The 17,816-nt window shown below is 59.7% G+C and carries 13 protein-coding genes; 4 read left to right on the plus strand and 9 right to left on the minus strand.

Annotated elements, in window-relative coordinates:
- Window positions 1–343 precede the first annotated feature (343 nt).
- The 3 genes from HNQ50_RS17460 to HNQ50_RS17470 all read right to left on the minus strand — a co-directional run bounded on the left by HNQ50_RS17460 (window position 344) and on the right by HNQ50_RS17470 (window position 3,286).
- A complete protein-coding gene (locus HNQ50_RS17460) occupies window positions 344–1,060 on the minus strand; it encodes an SDR family oxidoreductase (protein ID WP_184102487.1) in 717 nt (238 codons plus the stop codon).
- Between the two features lie 101 nt (window positions 1,061–1,161).
- Window positions 1,162–1,779: a TetR/AcrR family transcriptional regulator gene (locus HNQ50_RS17465; protein WP_184102488.1), complete on the minus strand. Its 618-nt coding sequence runs from the start codon at window positions 1,777–1,779 to the stop codon at window positions 1,162–1,164.
- A gap of 148 nt (window positions 1,780–1,927) precedes the next feature.
- Window positions 1,928–3,286 (minus strand): DUF2252 domain-containing protein, encoded by a 1,359-nt coding sequence (locus HNQ50_RS17470; RefSeq protein WP_184102489.1) that lies wholly within the window; start codon window positions 3,284–3,286, stop codon window positions 1,928–1,930.
- Window positions 3,287–3,720: 434 nt separating this feature from the next.
- Here HNQ50_RS17470 and HNQ50_RS17475 point away from each other — a divergent pair, with 434 nt between their 5' ends.
- On the plus strand, window positions 3,721–4,092 hold the full coding sequence (locus HNQ50_RS17475) for a hypothetical protein (RefSeq protein ID WP_184102490.1): 372 nt from the start codon (window positions 3,721–3,723) through the stop codon (window positions 4,090–4,092).
- Window positions 4,093–4,219: 127 nt separating this feature from the next.
- Complete coding sequence (locus HNQ50_RS17480) at window positions 4,220–4,834, plus strand: peptidylprolyl isomerase (protein ID WP_184102491.1); 615 nt, start codon at window positions 4,220–4,222, stop codon at window positions 4,832–4,834.
- Window positions 4,835–4,878: 44 nt separating this feature from the next.
- Here HNQ50_RS17480 and HNQ50_RS17485 read toward each other — a convergent pair whose 3' ends face one another.
- Window positions 4,879–6,249 carry a GGDEF domain-containing protein gene (locus tag HNQ50_RS17485; RefSeq protein ID WP_184102492.1) on the minus strand — a complete coding sequence of 457 codons (1,371 nt, stop codon included), beginning with the start codon at window positions 6,247–6,249 and terminating at the stop codon, window positions 4,879–4,881.
- A gap of 914 nt (window positions 6,250–7,163) precedes the next feature.
- On the minus strand, window positions 7,164–7,868 hold the full coding sequence (locus HNQ50_RS17490; protein ID WP_184102493.1) for a glutathione S-transferase N-terminal domain-containing protein: 705 nt from the start codon (window positions 7,866–7,868) through the stop codon (window positions 7,164–7,166).
- Window positions 7,869–8,381: 513 nt separating this feature from the next.
- Between HNQ50_RS17490 and HNQ50_RS17495 the strand changes: the two genes are divergently transcribed.
- Window positions 8,382–10,007 carry an EAL domain-containing protein gene (locus HNQ50_RS17495; RefSeq protein ID WP_184102494.1) on the plus strand — a complete coding sequence of 542 codons (1,626 nt, stop codon included), beginning with the start codon at window positions 8,382–8,384 and terminating at the stop codon, window positions 10,005–10,007.
- A 167-nt stretch (window positions 10,008–10,174) separates the two neighbouring features.
- On the opposite strand, the gene HNQ50_RS17500 is transcribed toward HNQ50_RS17495, so the two are convergent.
- The 3 genes from HNQ50_RS17500 to HNQ50_RS17510 form a co-directional block, all read right to left on the minus strand.
- Complete coding sequence (locus tag HNQ50_RS17500; protein WP_184102495.1) at window positions 10,175–12,733, minus strand: pectate lyase-like domain-containing protein; 2,559 nt, start codon at window positions 12,731–12,733, stop codon at window positions 10,175–10,177.
- Window positions 12,734–13,385: 652 nt separating this feature from the next.
- Complete coding sequence (locus tag HNQ50_RS17505) at window positions 13,386–14,492, minus strand: glycosyltransferase family 4 protein (RefSeq protein WP_184102496.1); 1,107 nt, start codon at window positions 14,490–14,492, stop codon at window positions 13,386–13,388.
- Window positions 14,489–15,241: a glycosyltransferase family 2 protein gene (locus HNQ50_RS17510; protein WP_184102497.1), complete on the minus strand. Its 753-nt coding sequence runs from the start codon at window positions 15,239–15,241 to the stop codon at window positions 14,489–14,491. Before HNQ50_RS17510 ends, HNQ50_RS17505 begins: the two co-directional genes overlap by 4 nt.
- A gap of 258 nt (window positions 15,242–15,499) precedes the next feature.
- Here HNQ50_RS17510 and HNQ50_RS17515 point away from each other — a divergent pair, with 258 nt between their 5' ends.
- A complete protein-coding gene (locus HNQ50_RS17515; protein WP_184102498.1) occupies window positions 15,500–16,849 on the plus strand; it encodes an ATP-binding protein in 1,350 nt (449 codons plus the stop codon).
- Between the two features lie 18 nt (window positions 16,850–16,867).
- On the opposite strand, the gene HNQ50_RS17520 is transcribed toward HNQ50_RS17515, so the two are convergent.
- Window positions 16,868–17,809 (minus strand): helix-turn-helix domain-containing protein, encoded by a 942-nt coding sequence (locus HNQ50_RS17520; RefSeq protein ID WP_246428773.1) that lies wholly within the window; start codon window positions 17,807–17,809, stop codon window positions 16,868–16,870.
- Window positions 17,810–17,816: the final 7 nt, after the last annotated feature.

Here is a 17,816-nt window from a genome sequence, read left to right on the forward strand (position 1 = left end):
GCGGTGGCCGGAGCACGTTACTTTCTTTGCGTCGCCACCTCGGCGGCCCCAAAGAAAGTAACCAAAGAAAGGCGACCCCTGCGACAGCGCCCCTTTGGGGTTCCCTGCGCTTCTCGCGAAGTCCGGCTGGCTCCAGGGAACTCGCCCTACGGGCTCAAACACCCTTACGCCGAAACCCCGGACTTCGCTGCGATGCTCGGCGCTGCCGGAGGGGAGGTAATTCAAAAGCAACAGCAACCCCAACGGCAACGGCAACGGCAACGGCAACGGCAACGGCAACGGCAACGGCAACGGCAACGGCAACGGCAACGGCAAGCATCATCCTGCCGTCGCCATCTCCGCCTTACTCCGCCCGCGCCCGCAGGTCAGTTGTATAAACACCAGGCGTGGCCGAAAGCCCGGCCTTGACCTGCTCGGTGATCTCGTCACCCAGCACTTCATCCGCGCCGGCTTCCAGCGCGTCATAGGCACGCGCGACGATGACCTCCGGGGCGGTCTTGGGGGCGTCAATGCCTTGGGTCAGGTCCGTATCCACAAAACCCATATGCAGTCCCAGCACCTGTGTGCCTTGCGCGCGCAGGGCGTGGCGCAGGCCGTTGGTCAGGCTCCAGGCTGCGGATTTGCTGGCGCTGTAACCCGCCATCATGGGCGAGTTGATCCAGGACACGACAGACAGCACATTCAGGATGGCGCCACCGCCGTTGGCGGCCAGGGTGCCGGCAAAGGCGCGGGTCAGTCGCAGCGGGCCGTAGTAGTTGGTTTCCATTTGCTGGCGGGCCGACTCTACGCCGTTATCGTCCAGAAACCCGGTCATCTGCGCGATGCCGGCGTTGTTGACCAGTACGGTCACGTCTTTGAATTCGGCGGCCAGTGCGGCAACGTCGGTATCGCTGGTGACATCCAGTTTGACCGGGATGACACCGGGCAGCGTGACCGTGGCCGGGTCACGGGCGGCGGCATAAACTTTGCGCGCACCCCGGGCGAGTGCTGCTTTGGCAAAGGCCAGGCCCAGACCACGGTTGGCGCCGGTAATCAATACAACTGCGTTTTCGAGTTTCATGATGTTTCTCCTGAGGTTTTACTCATTTAATATTACGATCATCATATTTTAAATCAAACCAAAACCGGCCAGGCCGGGTGCTACCAAAGAACAGACCAGAGTCAGTGGGGGAGTGCGTCTGACGCTGGCATGGAAATGGCGGATGCTGCATCGTACTGCGCGCGCAAGGTGGTGCGGGCATTGGCCAGGATGGCCTTGCCGGCCTCGTTATCACCCAGCGTGCGCGCCAGTTGCAAGGTGCCGACCAGGGCGCCGGCCAGCACGGGCGCCTGAGCTGCATGTTCATCGGGCAGAAACTTGCGGATGCCTTCAATAAAGGCCTGTACCCGGTTGCGGGCGGCATCCAGCACCATATCGGACTGGCGTGGCATGTCTGAACCCAGAGCAGCCACCGGGCAACCACACTCGGCATCCGCCAGGTGGGCATCAGACAGATAAGCCTCCACCAGTGCCGCCAGCGGGCTCAGCCCCTGCTGCCGTGCTTGTTCCAGCCCCTGCGTGATATTGGCCGTGCTTTGGCGTGCCGCCTGGTCCATGGCTTCGACCAGCAAGGCATCGCGTGAGGCAAAGTGGGCGTAGAAGCCGCCATGGGTCAGTCCGGCTTCTTTCATGATGTCGGCCACGCCCACCCCGTTATACCCGGCCCGGCGGATGGCGCGGGCCGCCACATCAACAATGCGCTGATGGCTGAGTTCCTTGCGGCTGGGCTTGGCTTGCATGACCGTTCACCAATCGATATATGATGTTCGTCATATTTAAGCAAATGCATGGGCCTGTCAACGGCACAGGCGACCAGCGGTCATTAAAAACAAAACGGCCGCATTCAGGCGGCCGTTGCTGTGGGGCGGTTTATCAGACCGGACTGAATCAATACAGCGGTGTACCGGCCTTGTAGGCCGCCTGGAAGGCTTGCCAGTCCAGATTCACCTGATCGGCATAGCTGAAAGCAAAGGCGGAAATTTCGCTTTGCAGACCGCTCTGGCTGGTCACTGCGTTCAGAATCTCGGTTTCGATCTGGTAGGGCACAACAGTGCTGTCATAGTCCTGATCCGCCAGGGCGTGGGCGGAAGCCAGCGCCTGACCGACATAGGTCATGGCGGTGTTGAATTTGCTGCTGCTGGTCAGTTGCGTGTAGTCAAAGTCTTCCGCAAACGGGGATTTCTCGTGCACATAAAACGGAATGCCGTTGATGGTGGTGTAGCCCACCAGTACATCTGCATTCAGGACTTGGGCTTTGGCGGTGCGGGCCACCCGATCGCCTTCGTTATTGGCGTAATCACCCGTGCTCAGTTGCGCCGGGGCGGCAATGGCCACATCGCTCAGCGCTTCTTGTTTGAGTTCCAGAATCACGTCATCCGAGGTCGAGGTCGAGGCGCCCTCCACCAGCACGTAATAGCGATAACGCCCAAGGCTGCCGGTGCCGGAACCCAGTTTCTGGCGGATATCCTTCACCGTGTAGAAACTGGCCGCATATTGCTTGCCGGACGAAATCGTCTGCACATAGCTGGCGACGGCGGCCGTGATGGCGGAGTAGGTGCTGCTGTTCACCGTGACCAGCGCCGAGGTGGTCTGGAACACGCGCTTGCTGCCACTCGTGGTGGTGTATTTGGACAGCAAGTCTGAACGCTTGTCGCCAGCCGCGTCAGAGATCACATCCTTGATCACGCTGCTGGTGTTGCTGGTGGTCAGTTGAAAGCTCTTTTCTGCGGTCGTGCCGTTGAATTTGCCCAATTGCGCCAGGTAAGCGTTGACAAAGGTATTGATACTGGTGGTGATGTCCTTGTCGGCCAGCCCGTTTTCACGGCCTGCCAGCACCATGCTGACCGCCGCGCGGCGCAGATCCCACACGTACTGACCCAGATAGCCCTGGTCAAAATCATCTACGGTGAATACGGCCTTGCCGCTGCTGTCTTGCCAGGCCCCAAAATTGGCAAGATGCGCATCGCCGCCCAACCAGGTAAAAGCCGTCGAGGCGCTGGTATAAGCCGAAGCGGGCAGGGTGGTCATGTCGTGATAGAAGATGTCTGCCGTGCCACGATAAAAATAGAACGCGCTGCCATTCATGGTCGACATCTTGGTGGCCAGATCCGCACTGTCGGTCGCGGCATAAGGATGGTTGTAGTTATAGATATCGTTGACCACCCAACTGGCGCGGGAAGTGGCGGCAAACGTGGCCGCAGAAGCGAAGGACAGCAACAGCGCAAGGCAGGACAAGCGTTTTGACATCGGAGTGCTCCAGGTAATGCACCTCTGGCGGGTGCGGATCGCGGCGTATTACGCCGGGCCTCCGTGACAAGCCGAAGACACCCATGCAGCCTGTGTCGTTTTACATACAAATATTGCCAAGGCAAGTACATGGCCGCCATAGCAAGCCTGCACGCTCAGAACGACCATTCGTCTCTTTTTTACTGAATACGGCTGTCAGTCGCTTGTATGCAAGTCCGCAATCGTGTGCGCAACAAAATCCGGTGCACAAGCAATGTCAGCGTTTTGTGCCGTGCTGGCACCGCACTGTGCGTAAGCCGGAACGGCTTTAGGGCGATCAATGACGGGTAGAGTTGGTCAATCTGACGATCGGTGACTGGCATCCGGCAGAAAACGGCAGATAATTACGACATGCCAGCCGCATAGCGGTTGCCGCACGTGTATCAGGAGTCATCATGAACGTTGGTTTGAACAGCCCCATTGCCTCGACCCAAGCGTCGTCTGCGCTGCAGCGTGCGCCGCAAGCAAACGATAATCAGACGCTGGGGCGCGCGCAAGACAACAACACGCACGATGAAGTGCGTGCCGCAACCGCGCCAGGCCCTACGTCTGCCACGCCGGTCAATAATGGTGTGACCACCGCCAACGGCAGTACCACGGTCAACACCACGCACTCGGTCAACCAGATTAACCAGATCGCCGCCAACAACGCGGCGCATCAAGCTGCCCAGGCGCAGCAAAATGCGGCTGCGACAGCGCAGAACAACAACCCTACGTACAACACGCTGGGTCAACGCGTAGGTAGCCTGGTGAATACCTCAGCCTGATCGACCGTTATTCCACAAAAACCCGCCGCTGGCGGGTTTTTTATTGGGCGTTATTTGGGCAAATCGCCACCTGTGGCATGCTCCGGGCACAGCATTACAAAACGACAAAGCCCCGCCGGAGAATGACATGAAGCGTAGTCACCTGCTGTTGAGTGTGCTGGCCTGCCTGAGCCTGACACTGGCCCACGCGGCGGACCCCAAACCGGTCAGCGTGGTCTGCAAAACCACCAAGGGTGATCTGGAGATCGCCGTTCAGCCCGCCTGGTCACCATTGGGTGCTGCCCGTTTTCTGCAACTGGTGGATGACGGTTTCTTCACCAACGTGCCTTTGTTCCGCTGCGTAAACAACTTTATCTGCCAGTTTGGCGCCATGCCGCCGCATGCCAGCGCCAAAACCTACGCCAACATTCCCGACGATCCCAAACAGCCGGCCCTGCGCGCGTTCAAACGGGGCTATCTGAGTTTTGCCGGTGCCGGCCCCAACACCCGCTCCACCCAGATGTTCATCACTTTGGGCGACAATATCGGCGGCCTGGGCGAACAAGCCTGGGAAACCCCGTTTGCGCAGATCACCCCGGCCAGCCTGCAAAGCACGGTGGCCCACCTGAACACCAGTTATGGCGATATGCCACCGTGGGGGAAGGGCCCCGATCCGCAAAAAATTGCAGCAATGGATGGGGCGACCTATCTGACGCAGAACTACCCGCAGCTGGATTACATCAAGAGTTGTGCACGGCGGTAAGGTGAGGTGCCAGCCCGACCGTGAACGGTAAGGCGGGCTACCCATCACGTCTCCTGATCTTCTCCATCGGTTGTCTTTGGCGTTCTGCCGACGGACATAGAGTCTCCCGGCGCTTTACTCACCACCCGGTTACGCCCTGTGCGTTTGGCTTCGTACAGCGCATCGTCAGCGCGGCGGATGAACTGGCTGATTTGCTCGTCCATACCCATGACCGTGACGCCAAAACTGGCGGTAATACGCATGCCGGCCGGCCAGATGACCTCCGTGACGGACTGGCGCATACGTTCGGCACGGCTGGTGGCGGTATCCAGCGCGGCATTGGGGAAGAACAGCACCAGCTCTTCACCACCCCAACGCACCAGATAATCCCCGGAGCGGATTTGCGTCCCCAGCAATTGCGCAAATTGCTTGAGCACCATGTCGCCCACCTCATGCCCATGGGTGTCGTTCACTTCTTTGAAGTGGTCGATATCCACAAACACCATCGCCAGGGGTTTGCCGCTGTGCCGGGCATGTTCAGATGCGCGTAACAACTCTTCCAGCACGCCGGCGCGGTTGCGGATGCCCGTCAGCGGATCACGTTGCGCCTGCTCGGAAATCTGGATTTTCTCCAGATGTAGCGTATCGGCCAGGTCCCGCAGTGCGTGTTCGCGCTGACGACTCTCGCTCAGGCTCTGGTTCAGCCGCGCCTGATCCTGAATCAGGGCAATGGCGCTGAGTAAAATCCAGCACAGCACCAGCAAGGTCGCCAGTTTTTCGCGGCTGATCCATTTGCCGTGGAACGCAATGTAATCAATGCTGATCTGGTGTTCGCCCGGCTCTTTGAACCCGGCGGTCGTCAGGCTGATCATGGGCACGCGGTGCAGGTCTACCGCGCTTTGCAAGAGCGGAATATGGTGATCATCCAGCCACCATTCGGCCACGCTAAAGAGATCAAACGGGATGGAAACTTCTTCACCGCCAGCTTTGGGCGTAAAGCTGACCAGGTTGTTTTTCCAGGTCTCCGGGGTCTCGACCTTGCTATACGCCGGGTCAAAATTACGGGCCACAAACCGCACCTGGCGCCGGCCCGGGCCCTGGTAATCCAGCTTGATCTCCACCCGGTCGTAGTCGGCCAGATCAATGCCATCCGGAGCTTTGGCAAGCGTGACATCCAGCTCGCAATACGGCCAGTCGTAGCGTGTGGTCAGCGTGCAATTCATGCGCATGCGGTGACCATCCGGGTGATAGCTCGCCCGCGAATAACCGGTTGGGTCTTTCTGACCATCACCATCGCTGACCACGCTGATGGGATAACCGCTGCGGGCATCGATATACAACACCCGATCCATGCCCCACGTTTGCCAGGCCAGCAACCCTACCGACAAGAGCAGCATGACCAGCATGCCCAGGCGATGAAAAGCGGATAGTGACATGAATGTCCTTCCTCCCCCTGATCGGGTCAGCCTGGCGTGCGCCGGCCACTTGGTGTTTATAAGCTAACTCTTGATCATTTGGTTGCAACCTGACAAGTACGGGGAGAGGGAAGGTGACATTCCGGTTGTTAATCATGTCTGCATGGAACCGGACCTGAAAACAAAAAACGGCCCTTTGCGGCCGTTTTTTTTGAGGGAAGGAGAGACCCCGGCCACCGGGGCACAGCGCGGGCGGCTCGCCGCCCGCGATCTGGGGAAAACCACATCGTAGCCCGGATGAAGGACCGAAGGTCCGGGAATCCGGGGTTGCAATGCGGGCCATATCGCGACCCCCGCGCGCCTGAAAACCCACCCCCTCCGCACAACAGCATTCTTGCCGGCATGGCCACCCCGGATTCCCGGCCTATCGGCCTCCATCCGGGCTACGGTGCTGCGCTCCGAATTCACCGTAAAGAGTGTGCATGTGTCGTCGCTGGATTCCGGCTCAAGGCCGGAATGACGAGTCAGTGGGGTGCGTGTTGAAGTGGCAGTGGCAGTGGATGTTGCCGTTGGGGTTGTTTTTGACTTTCGCCCCCGTCAAAGCCCAGCGCCGAGGGCGTGGAGGGAGACCCAGGCTCCCGACCAACCGAGGGAAGCCCGGAGGGCCGCAGGGCGGGGTCGCCTTTCTTTGGTTACTTTCTTTGGGGCCGCCGAGGTGGCGAAGCAAAGAAAGTAACGTGCTCCCGCCACCGCGGGTATCAAATGCCTTTCAACCCCGCGCCGTCAGGCGCTAACAACATTGCAATGGTGGATTGTCGCTTCGCTCCGAATCCACCCTACAAGTCTGGATTCCGGCGCAAGAGGATCGCCGAGGGCCGCAATGACGAAGCGGAGTGCCTGGACTCATTGCCATGACCCAGGCCGCCCCTCAAAAACTAGCCCCGCTTCGGAATCCCCAACCCCTTCACCACCGCCGGCCGCGCCACAAACGCCTTGAGCACACGCTTCACATTGGCAAAGTCCTCAATCCCCACCAGCTCGCCCGCTTCATAGAAATTGATCAGATTGTTTACCCACGGCCAAGTGGCAATGTCGGCAATCGTGTACTCGTCGCCCATAATCCAGTCCCGGCCGGCCAGGTGCTGGTCGAGCACACTCAGCAAACGGCGGGATTCGGCTACATAACGATCACGTGGGCGCTTGTCTTCAAACTCCTTACCGGCAAATTTGTGAAAGAACCCCACCTGACCAAACATCGGGCCCACGCCACCCATCTGGAACATGACCCACTGAATGGTCTGATAGCGGGCGGCTGCGTCAGCGGGCAGCAGCTTGCCGGTTTTTTCGGCCAGGTAAATCAGGATGGCGCCAGATTCAAACAGCGGCAGCGGTTGGTCGCCTGGGCCGTGCGGATCAATGATGGCCGGAATCTTGTTGTTGGGGTTCAGCGAGAGAAATTCGGGCGAGAGCTGGTCGTTGGTGTCAAAGCGTACCAGGTGCGGCTCATACGCCAGCCCGGTTTCTTCCAGCATGATCGATACCTTGACGCCATTGGGCGTTGGCAGTGAATACAGTTGCAGGACATCCGGGTTTTGCGCGGGCCATTTCTGGCTGATGGGAAAAGAAGACAGATCGGTCATGCTGATTCCTTGACAGGAGAGTAGCGGGAAAAACGCAGCCAGCGGCTGACGTGCGCAGAGTCATGTGGTGGCTAGATGGGCGCGGCATGACGCATTACAACCATCTATGCAGACAATCTGCGGGCTGGCCATCGCAAAGTAGGGGTTGGAAATCTCAATCCGGTTTGGATGGGCCAGGTGTTGTTTTGCTTCCGTGCCAGGATATGGACAGATTTGCTGATTGTCAGGAAACTCGTCAAATTTGCTACGTGTTTTCCCTAATCGTCATCAAACTGTCAGCACTTGCACGATTATTAAATGCTAATATTTTGCCGAAATCAGCATTTCCCCCGTTTTGATAACGTGATCAGCAGTAAATCTAACCAGTACGGGTCTATGCCCTGACCGATTCTGGCCGTTGTGCAGCAGTCTGGCAGTTTTCTGTTTTATCCTGATTAATCAATGTGGTAAATCAAGCTATGGCGTGCGGCTACGGGTGTGGCCGGGCTGCGGGCCGTAGAAAAGGCATGCTGGATGAATTTCCTGGTCGAAAACGCGACGCGTTTTACAGTGAGCTTTCCGCTGAGTCAGCAAAGTGTGCTGTTCTGGGTCTTTGCCAGCTTTGTCGTTCATATCTGTCAGCGCCTGGTAGAACAGGCCGGCACCGTGGTCGATTTGCCCAGCCGCCGTTTGAGCGTATCGCAATCGGCCATGTGCATTGGTTGCCTGGTGTGGGCGCTGGATGTTGTCGGTTTCTTCATGTACCCCGGGCTGGCCAGAGAAGGCCTGCAGCTGACGCCCGCGCTGGGCGCTCTGCTGATCATGACCGGGAGTGCCCGCTTGACCGTGCCCCACCTGAGTCGGGCCAGCGATGCCCGCAAGGTCGTGGTGGCCGGCCTGGGGCTGGCTATTGGCATGGTGGTCGCGCATCTGACGCTGGTGGCCGATTATGTGCACGGGCAGATCAGGATCAATCTCCTGGCGGTGGGGACATCGATTTTGCTGGCAGTGGCCATTGCGGTGGCCATTGCGTTGCGTCACCGCCTGGCCCGTTTACGTGCCGTGCGGGCAGATTTCCGCTCTTTGAGCTGGCAAGAAGCCACGCTGGCCGGGGCGGCCATCGTGCCGTTGCACTGGTGCCTGATCAATATTTTCCCCATCCGTACCAATCAGGGTATCCACAATGCGGAAAGCGTCACGCTGCTGGTTACGCTGCTGGTGTTTGGCCTGGCGGTAGGTATGGATCAACTGCAGAACCTGCGGCATGAGCAATCCCGGCAGTCTTTGTTGAACCGGGCCCTTTCTCTGGTGCGTTCCTCACCACGCCGGGTGGGCAAGGCGGCGGATATCCAGTTGTCCTTGATTGCTGACCGCCTGCCAGAGCTGATCTCCCCTGCGCATTTGCAGATGTATTTCCAGCCCATTGTCACCACGGGCGGAACAGTCTGGCAGCAAGAGGCCTTGCTGCGCATTGCCGATCCGGTCATGGGCTCAATCAGCCCGGAGCCGTTTTTTCTGGCGGCAGAACTTCAGGGCAAAACCACGGTGCTGGACCGGATGATTCTGCAGATTGTCATGGGCCATATGCAACGCTGGCAGCAGCAAGGCAGTGTATTGACGGTGGCCGTGAACGTGGCGCCGGTGACGCTGGCCGCTGCCGACTTTGCCGACTGGCTGCAGGCCGCTTTGCGCCAGCATGGACTCGCCCCGCACTATCTGAAACTGGAACTGACCGAACACGCCATCATTGCCTCCGGCGAAAGCATGGTCAGTGCCATGACCGCGCTGCGCATGCGCGGTATTGGCGTGATCATGGATGACTTTGGCGCCGGCTATTCGTCCTTGGGTGTACTGGCCGCTTTGCCGATTGAAGGCATCAAATGCGACCGCTTGTTTGTGCGCGATCTGCAGCATGACCCGCGTCGCCAGGCCATGTTGCGGCATATTGCCGCGCTGGCGGGTGAACTGGGTTTATCTGTGACCGCAGAGGGCGTAGAAAGCCGGGAAGAACTGGCCGCCGTGGCCAACGCCGGGATCGGCAGTTTTCAGGGTTACCTGTTTGCAGCGGCCTTGCCGGCGGCAGAGGTGATCCCCTGGCATCGGCAAAGCACCGGGCTGGCCCCGTTTGCCTTGAACCGCGGGCGCATCCAGCCGGTGTAGGCCCCTCCACCCGGAACGGGTTCCCCCAGCGTGGTTTTTCCCCGGAAGATCAGCGTGAAAAAAAAGGCCCGCATGGGCGGGCCTTAAGGAGCGACCGGCACTGCCATGCCGGTGTCGATGAACATGCACAGGCCGGCATGACGCCGGCCCGCTTTTACATCAACGCATCAGGGGTAAGTGTTCAGGGTGGAAATTTGCGACGCGGTATTGGCCGTCGCCCCGGTGTTGTTGATCACGTGCGTAATGGTGCCCACGCCACCCAGTGATACGGTGGTCAGATCCGTGAACTTCACGCCGGCCGTTTGTGGGGCTTCAAAGCCGTTGTTCAGGATGATGGCGTTGTTGGTGTTGAAGAAGCAGTACACCCCCACACCCCATGCCTGGTGCGTCGTCACGTTGTTGGACACCTTGTACGAGGCATAACCGTTTTCGCCGTTGTACATCCAGTCAGACTGCTGGGCGACGTCATACGGCGCTTCGCTCTGATAGAAGTACACGCGACCCCCGTTACCGTTCCACAAGGTCTGGAACTGCTCGTAGTGTTCCACCGCCAGGCCATACATGGTGGCGTTGTCGCCGTTGACGACCAGCCCGTTGGTGGCCGGGTTCACCGTCCAGCCCACGCCGTTGCCGTGGTCGGCACGCCAGAGCCAGAAGTTGTCGCCGATCACGTTGTTGCTGTTGACCACTAGCGTTTGCGTGGCCGAGGCCGCTTGCACGCCGCCAATGCGGAAATACAGATCATGCAGCGAGACCGGGTTGGCCGCATGGCTGACCCCGGTGACGCTCTGACCAATCTTCAACAGGGCTGGCGAGGTTTGTGCACCGGCATCAAACAGCAGGCCGGCCACCTTCACGCCATCCACATCTGCCACATCCATGATGTCCTGACCAGAATCGGCTTCCAGCGTGGCAATACCCAAGCCCAGAATGATGGTGTTCGGGTTGTTGACGCGCAGGGTGTCGTTCAGGTGATAGACGCCAGGGGTAAACAGAATGTGCTTGCCTGCTGCCAGTGCCGCGTTGAGGGTCTGTGCGGTATCGACCGTCTCTTTGGCCACGTAGAACTGGCTGATCGGCACAGCGGTGCCAGCCGGTGTCTTATTGTACCAGGTCGTCCCTTGGGTATTGCTGGTCAGCGCCGGCACAAAGACGCTGTAGTTGCCATTGGCATCAATCTGCAGGAACGGTTTCTCACGCACCACCGGGGTCTGTGGTACCACGGTGTACGGTGGATTGGGCCATGCACCTGCCGGCGGATTCACATCGCCAACAAACACCATGTTCCACACGCCACCCACCCAGCTACCCCACTGACTGTTACGGCTGATCCACTGTTGCTGCGAGCCGGAACTGATCTGGCCATCAATGACCGTGTCAGAGATAAACCCGCCGCTGCTCCAGCCGCAATATGGTGAGCACAGGGTCACGCCACCTTTGATGTGCATGCGGCGCAACGGCGCTGCTTGCGACACCGCCCAGCGATCCGTGCCACTGACCGGTGTGACGGCCAGGTTGGCGGCGGCACGCCAGAAGTTCTGCGTGGCATTGCCATTGGCCAGCCAGTCCGCTTCTACGTGGACGTCTTGCAGATTGGTCGAATCTGGCGATGCCCCCAGGCCCAGCACTTCGGTATAGAAGCCAACATTCACGCTCACGCCGTAATTGCCTGGCTTGAACAGGAAGGCATAACGCTGCGTCCCGAACTGGTTGGTGACCTGGTTGTTGAAGACCGTGTCGACCTGGCTCTGGATGGTTGCGGCCGGCATGCCCGGATCAAAAATCAGCACATTCGGGCCAAAATCAACCGGGCCGCTTGGGGTCGGTGCCGGGGTCGGCGTGGGTGCTGGCGTAGGTGCGGGAGTCGGGGCTGGCGTTGGGGCCGGCGTGGGGGCGGGAGTTGGTGCTGGCGTTGGCGCCGGGGTGGGTGCTGGCGTCGGGGCCGGTGTGGGTGCCGGTGTCGGAGCAGGCGTCGGTGTCGCGCCGGCATAGGTCAGCGTTTGCTGCGCTGTATCTGTGGCAGAGCCATTGGCCTGGCCGATGGTGAAGGAATAGGCCACCACCGCACCGTTGGCCAAACCGGAAATCTGGTAGGTGTTGTTGGTGCCGCTATTGGTCATGCGCACGTTAAGCTGACCACCGCCATTGACCGTGTAGTGAATGTCAGCCCAGGTGCCGCCATTGGCGTAGAACGCCACCACACCCCCAGACAACTGCGTTGCCCCGTAACTGGCTGCTGGCGTTGGCGCCGGTGTGGGGGTCGGGGCTGGAGTGGGAACCGGTGTGGGGGCCGGAGTCGGCGCTGGCGTGGGTGCCGGTGTGGGTGTCGGGGTGGCTGCACCGGAATAGGTAAACTGCGCCCAGGCCGTATCTTGCGCCGAACCATCTGCCTGGCCGACCGTGAACGAATACCTCACCACTGCGCCAGCCGGAATACCGGTCACCGTATAGGTGTTGTTGGTCCCGCTGTTGGTCATGCGGACATTCAACTGTCCACCCCCAGCGACGGTGTAGTGAATGTCCGCCCATGTGCCACCATTGGCGTAGAACTGCACCGTGCCGCCACTTTGCTGCGTATAGCCGGTGCTGATCGTGGCGGCTTGCACCACGGGCGCAATGGCGAGCGAACCGCCCACTACGAGCGGCCCAGGCGCCATGCTCAATGTTGCCAGCGCGAGCGCGATAATGCGCTTTTTGCTGGTCCCTTGCTGCCAGTTACTTTGCATTTATTGTCTCCTCCAACGTTCGACTGCGAATCGACGGCTTGAAATCCATTTCATACTCAGTGCCGACTCGCATTCCGACAAGTAAATGCTTTACCCTACATGTCTTGTTTGTTACTAGCTCCTGACAAGTAAATTCGCCATCCAAACCGGATTTGACTCTGGATTTTCTGACACGTGTACAGCCGATGAACGTAGCAACTTAGTGCGTTACCGGCTGCCGTGTGCCCGCTTCTGGCGCGTTTTTCGCCCACCCGCATTTGCTGCGTTGCATCAGGAAAAGGCCGTTTTTGGGTATCTTGAAAAACCGGGTATGGCAGCCGGTTTATTGAGATCAAATGCTTGATATACCAGCGTTTATGCCGGTTTGATGAATGCCTGAGAGTAGCGCGTATTGATGCCAATGCTGGAGGAGGAAGGGGTGTTTCCTGAAAACGGTTTCACCGTATTGGGTCAGCTTGCGCCGTTGTGGCGCAGCAAGCGGCGCACAAGGGTATGCCAAAGCCCAGGTGATGGCCTTTCAACGTGCTTTCATGATGGATTTTAAACATGCGAACGTCATGAGTTGCGCCTCTTAAGGGCACAAGGTCAGGCAAGGGGGCGGGCAGGTAAACTGCGTTGCCTGCGGGGTGCAGGCAACGCGGCAAGGCGCAGGTCAGGCCGGAACAGGCGGGGAGGCCAACGGGCTGCCTGGATTGATATGCGGACGGCGGCGGCCATTGAGCAACTGGTCGAACAAGGCGAGATAACCGCGCCCCATGGTATCCAGGCGATGATGCTGCTCGTAGTAATTGGCGGCGCGTTCAACCATGCCGGCTGCCCACTCGGGTTTATCCAGCAACGCGCTGATGTGTTGTGCCAGCGCGGTGGCATCACCCGGGGGGCTCAACAGACCACGCTCTTCGGCCAGCAATTCCTTAAGGCCACCGGCACTGGTCGATGCGACGGGAATCCGCGCGCTGAAGGCATCCAGCACGCTGCTACCCAGACCTTCCTCACGTGAGCTCATGACAAAGACGTCAAACAGGCCGAACAACGCTTCCACGTTCTGCTGATAACCGGCAAACAGGAAATGATCCTGCAATTGCAGGGCAGCCACGCGGGCGCGCACTTCTTCTTGCAAGGCACCAGTGCCAAAGTGGACAAACACAAAGTCGTCACGCTGTTTCTTGAGTGCAGAGATGGCATCGACCAGCATCAGCGGGTCTTTGTCGGCGGCCAGGGCAGAGGTGGTGGCGACCACCTTGCGGCCTGCCAGCCCCAGTTTCTCTGCCATGAGGGCCATGCGGGCATGGTCGGTCACAACCGGCAAGGTGGCGTCCGCAATCACCGGCACATCGTCTACACCCACCGCCTTGACACTGTTGGCGCAAGCATCGCTGATGGCCACTACCAGATCGGTATGGCGGTATTTGAAACGGGTCAACGCCCCTTTCAGGCGAAAAGCCACGCGGCGCGAATACACCACCGGCGCGGCATGCAGCCAGCGGGTCAATACGGCCCAGGTCAGCATGTGACCGGTTTGCACGTGCAAGATGTCGTAGGCCCGGCCATGGCGGATCAGAAAACCCATGACGCCGCCAGCGCCACCACACTCATGCACCACAAAGCCGGCATCACGCGCCCGGCGCCCCATCTCGCTGCCCGCGCGGGACAACAGATGTACCGTGTGCCCATCTTCACGGAATTGCAGCATGGACAGGAACGTTTGCCGTTCGCCGCCACGCCAGCCATTTTCGAAATTCAGTTGCAGAATATTCACGATTTCGCCTCATTTCGTCCTAGCTGCGCCAGCTTGGCGTAGCGACAGAAATTACCGATGCCGGCGGTCACGGCCAGCAAGAAGCCCTCACGGCCATCCAGAAAACCGCGCTGAAAGGTGTAATGGCGTACAAAAGTCCAGAAACCACGGAAACAGGCCCCCAGCAGCGTGGCACGTTTGCCGGCGGCAAATTTTTCTTGCGCGGCATCGCTGGAATAGCGGTTGATCTTGGCAAGCACGCTTTCCAGATCCGGGTAGCTGTAATGCAACAAGTGATGACGCAAACGGCCAGTGACGCCCTGAGTGAGCAGGCGTTCATGCACGGCCACGTCGGTAAAACGCGCCTTGCCGCGCCGGAACAGCCGCAGCACAGGGTCCGGCCACCAGCCGCTGTGCCGGATAAAGCGGCCACAAAAGCTGGATAAGCGGGGTAGTTCGTAGCAATCAAACGCCGGGGCCGACAGGGTTTGCAGGATTTCTTCCTGCAGGCCTTCCGGTACGCGTTCATCCGCGTCGATGGACAACACCCAGTCGCCCTGTGCCAGATCCAGTGCCCGGTTCTTTTGCGGGCCAAAGCCGGGCCAGTCGGTTTCGATCACGCGTGCACCCAGGGCCCGCGCAGCTTCGACAGTGCCGTCAGTACTGCCCGAATCGACCACGATGATCTCGTCGGCAAACGCCACAGAGGCAAGACAATCGCGCAGATTGGCGATTTCGTTATGTGTGATCAGAATGACGGAAAGGCGCATGAAACAGACTGAAACCGTAAGCAGATAGAAGAAAACCGGATACAAAGACAGGCACAAAAACGGCGCATGCCTAACGTGCAGGAAAGATAGACACCGTTCCTTAAGGAAATCTGAAGGAAACGGAGAAATAGTTGATTTTGGCAAATTTGCAGAAAAACATGCCGTAACCATTGATTTCTTACGGGTGGTCAGCGGGCCGTAGCGGGGCCGCGTTATAGTTCGCGCTCGCTCCTTGTTCCTTCGTTTCCCGGATCTGCCATGCTCCGTTTTCCCCGCTCGCTGGGTGGTCGCTTGATGACTTACTGCCTGATCAGTCTGGTGCTGATCACGGCCATTGTGCTGGGTGGTGGTTACGCCATGGCGCGGCAACGTAGCGAGCGCTGGTTTGATAACCGCCTCAAGGAAAGCGCACAGCTATTGCTGGCGTTTGAGCTGGACCAGGCCAGCCCCAACCGGGTAGGGCCGCATGCCGCGCAACTCCCCACCGGGCCGTTTGCCGTGCAGATTTTTGGCCCGGATGGCAAACAACTGTTTGCCTCGCCCAATGCGCCAGTCTGGCCGTTTGAGCAACAACCCGGCTTTAGCAATCGGGAGATCGGCGACAAAACCTGGCGCTCGTATACCGAGTGGGATTCTGATGGCGATTTCCAGGTGCGGGTGCTGGAAGACTATGCGGACCATGACCAGTTTCTGCATTTGCTGGCCCGCCGTCAGCTCGTCACACTGTTGCTGGTGTTACCGGTCGTTTCTGCCGCCTTGTTTTACAGTGTCCGGCGCGGTTTGCGGCCTTTGCATGACCTGTCACAGCAACTGGATAACTTCGACCCTAATGACCCCGAGCGCTTTGCGACGGACGCGCTGGTCGAAGAACTGCAAAAACCGGCAATTGCGCTCAACGCGCTGCTAGACCGGGTAGATGCCATGCTGGAGCGGGAGCGCCATTTCACCTCTGACGCGGCCCACGAATTGCGAACCCCCTTTGCCGCCTTGCTGGTCCAGGCCGAAGTTGCCCGGACCACGCGGGATGACGCCCGGCGTGAACATGCGCTGTTTGCGGTAGAAGAAGCGGCGCGCCGCGGGGGACACCTGGTAGAACAACTACTGGCGCTGGCCAGGCTGGACCGCGCCGAACGCCTGCCGCGTGAAGTCTTTGATCTGGCCAGCCTGAGCCGCAACACCCTGGCCGAACTGGCCGGCCGGGCCGCCGACAAGGATCAGCAACTGAGCCTGAATGCGCCGGAGCGCTTGCTGTTCATTGGTCACGCCGTGGCCATATCAACCGCCCTGCGTAACCTGGTGGAAAACGCCATCCGCTATACGCCGCATGCGGCGCAGATCAACGTCACCTTGCAAAGCAGCCAGCAAGGGATTGAACTGGTGGTGCAGGATAACGGCCCGGGTATTGAGCCTGCACTGCGGGAACGGGTGCTGGACCGTTTCTATCGGCCGCCGGGTGGCGCGGAAGACGGTTGTGGGCTGGGCCTGTCACTGGTGGCACAGGCGGTGACGTTGCATGGCGGCACGCTGACGCTGGAAGACACCCCGCAGCAGCCCGGCTTGCAAGTGCGGGTGACTTTGCCGCATGCCCCTTTGAATGTCGCCGTCTGATCGGGTTGTCCGGGAAGATTAACCCGGCACTCTGGCCTGACGCCATGCCTGGGGTGTCATGCCGAAATGCAGCCGGAACGTGCGGGTAAAATAACTGGCCGTGGCAAACCCGCAAGCCCACGCAATCTCTTTCCCGGCCAGTGCGGGGTCTTGTAGCAAATGCGTGGCGCGCTCCATGCGCAGACGGTTGATAAAGCCTGCCAGATGCTCACCGGTACTCTGCCGGAACAGATGCGAGAGATAGTCCGCCGTGCAACCGGCGTCGGCCGCCAGCGTTTGCACGCTGAGCGCCTGATCACCCAGGCGGTTCTGGATCAGCACCCGCGCATGTGCGACCAGCGGCGGCTCGGCGCGGACTGCGGCTTGTTCCTCGTCGTCGAGCGCCTGCAATACGCCCAGGGTCGCCGCAGTGAGCAGGGCCCGCGTTTGCATCAGCCCCGCGCCATTGCGCGCCAGCCTGGCCGCATCGGCCAGCCAGCCGTGGATGTGGGGTGCCTCGGCATGATTGTGCGCTTCCAGATGCTCAATCCCCGGTTTGCCGGGCGCAACCTCGCGTGCCAGATGGCAGGTCAGCGCGGGGCCTTCGGCATAAATGACCACATTGCAAAAGGGTTCGTCCCCGGCGGCCTCGACGTGTTCCGCGTGTAGCAAACGGGGCGGCATCAGCAAGAGTTCTCCGGCTCTGACGGTGAGTTCGCCACGCACAAACCGGAAGGTGGTTGTGCCGGAAACCTGCAAGAACAACTCGGGGGCCAGATGAAAATGGCCATCGCCGCGCGCCAGCAAGCCGGTTTGCGGCGGTGGCAGCACAACAGGCTGGCTGGCGCTGGCCAGCCGCTGCCCGAATGCCGCCAGATGCTCACGCATGACCCGGCCCTGACCAGGAGAGCTGGTACGCACGCTTTTAAGCGGACTGGCGGCTTTGGCCAGCTTGAGTCGGCTATCCGGGTTTTTTGACATTCTTTGC

It is taken from the genome of Silvimonas terrae (assembly GCF_014202765.1).
Lineage (GTDB): Bacteria > Pseudomonadota > Gammaproteobacteria > Burkholderiales > Chitinibacteraceae > Silvimonas > Silvimonas terrae.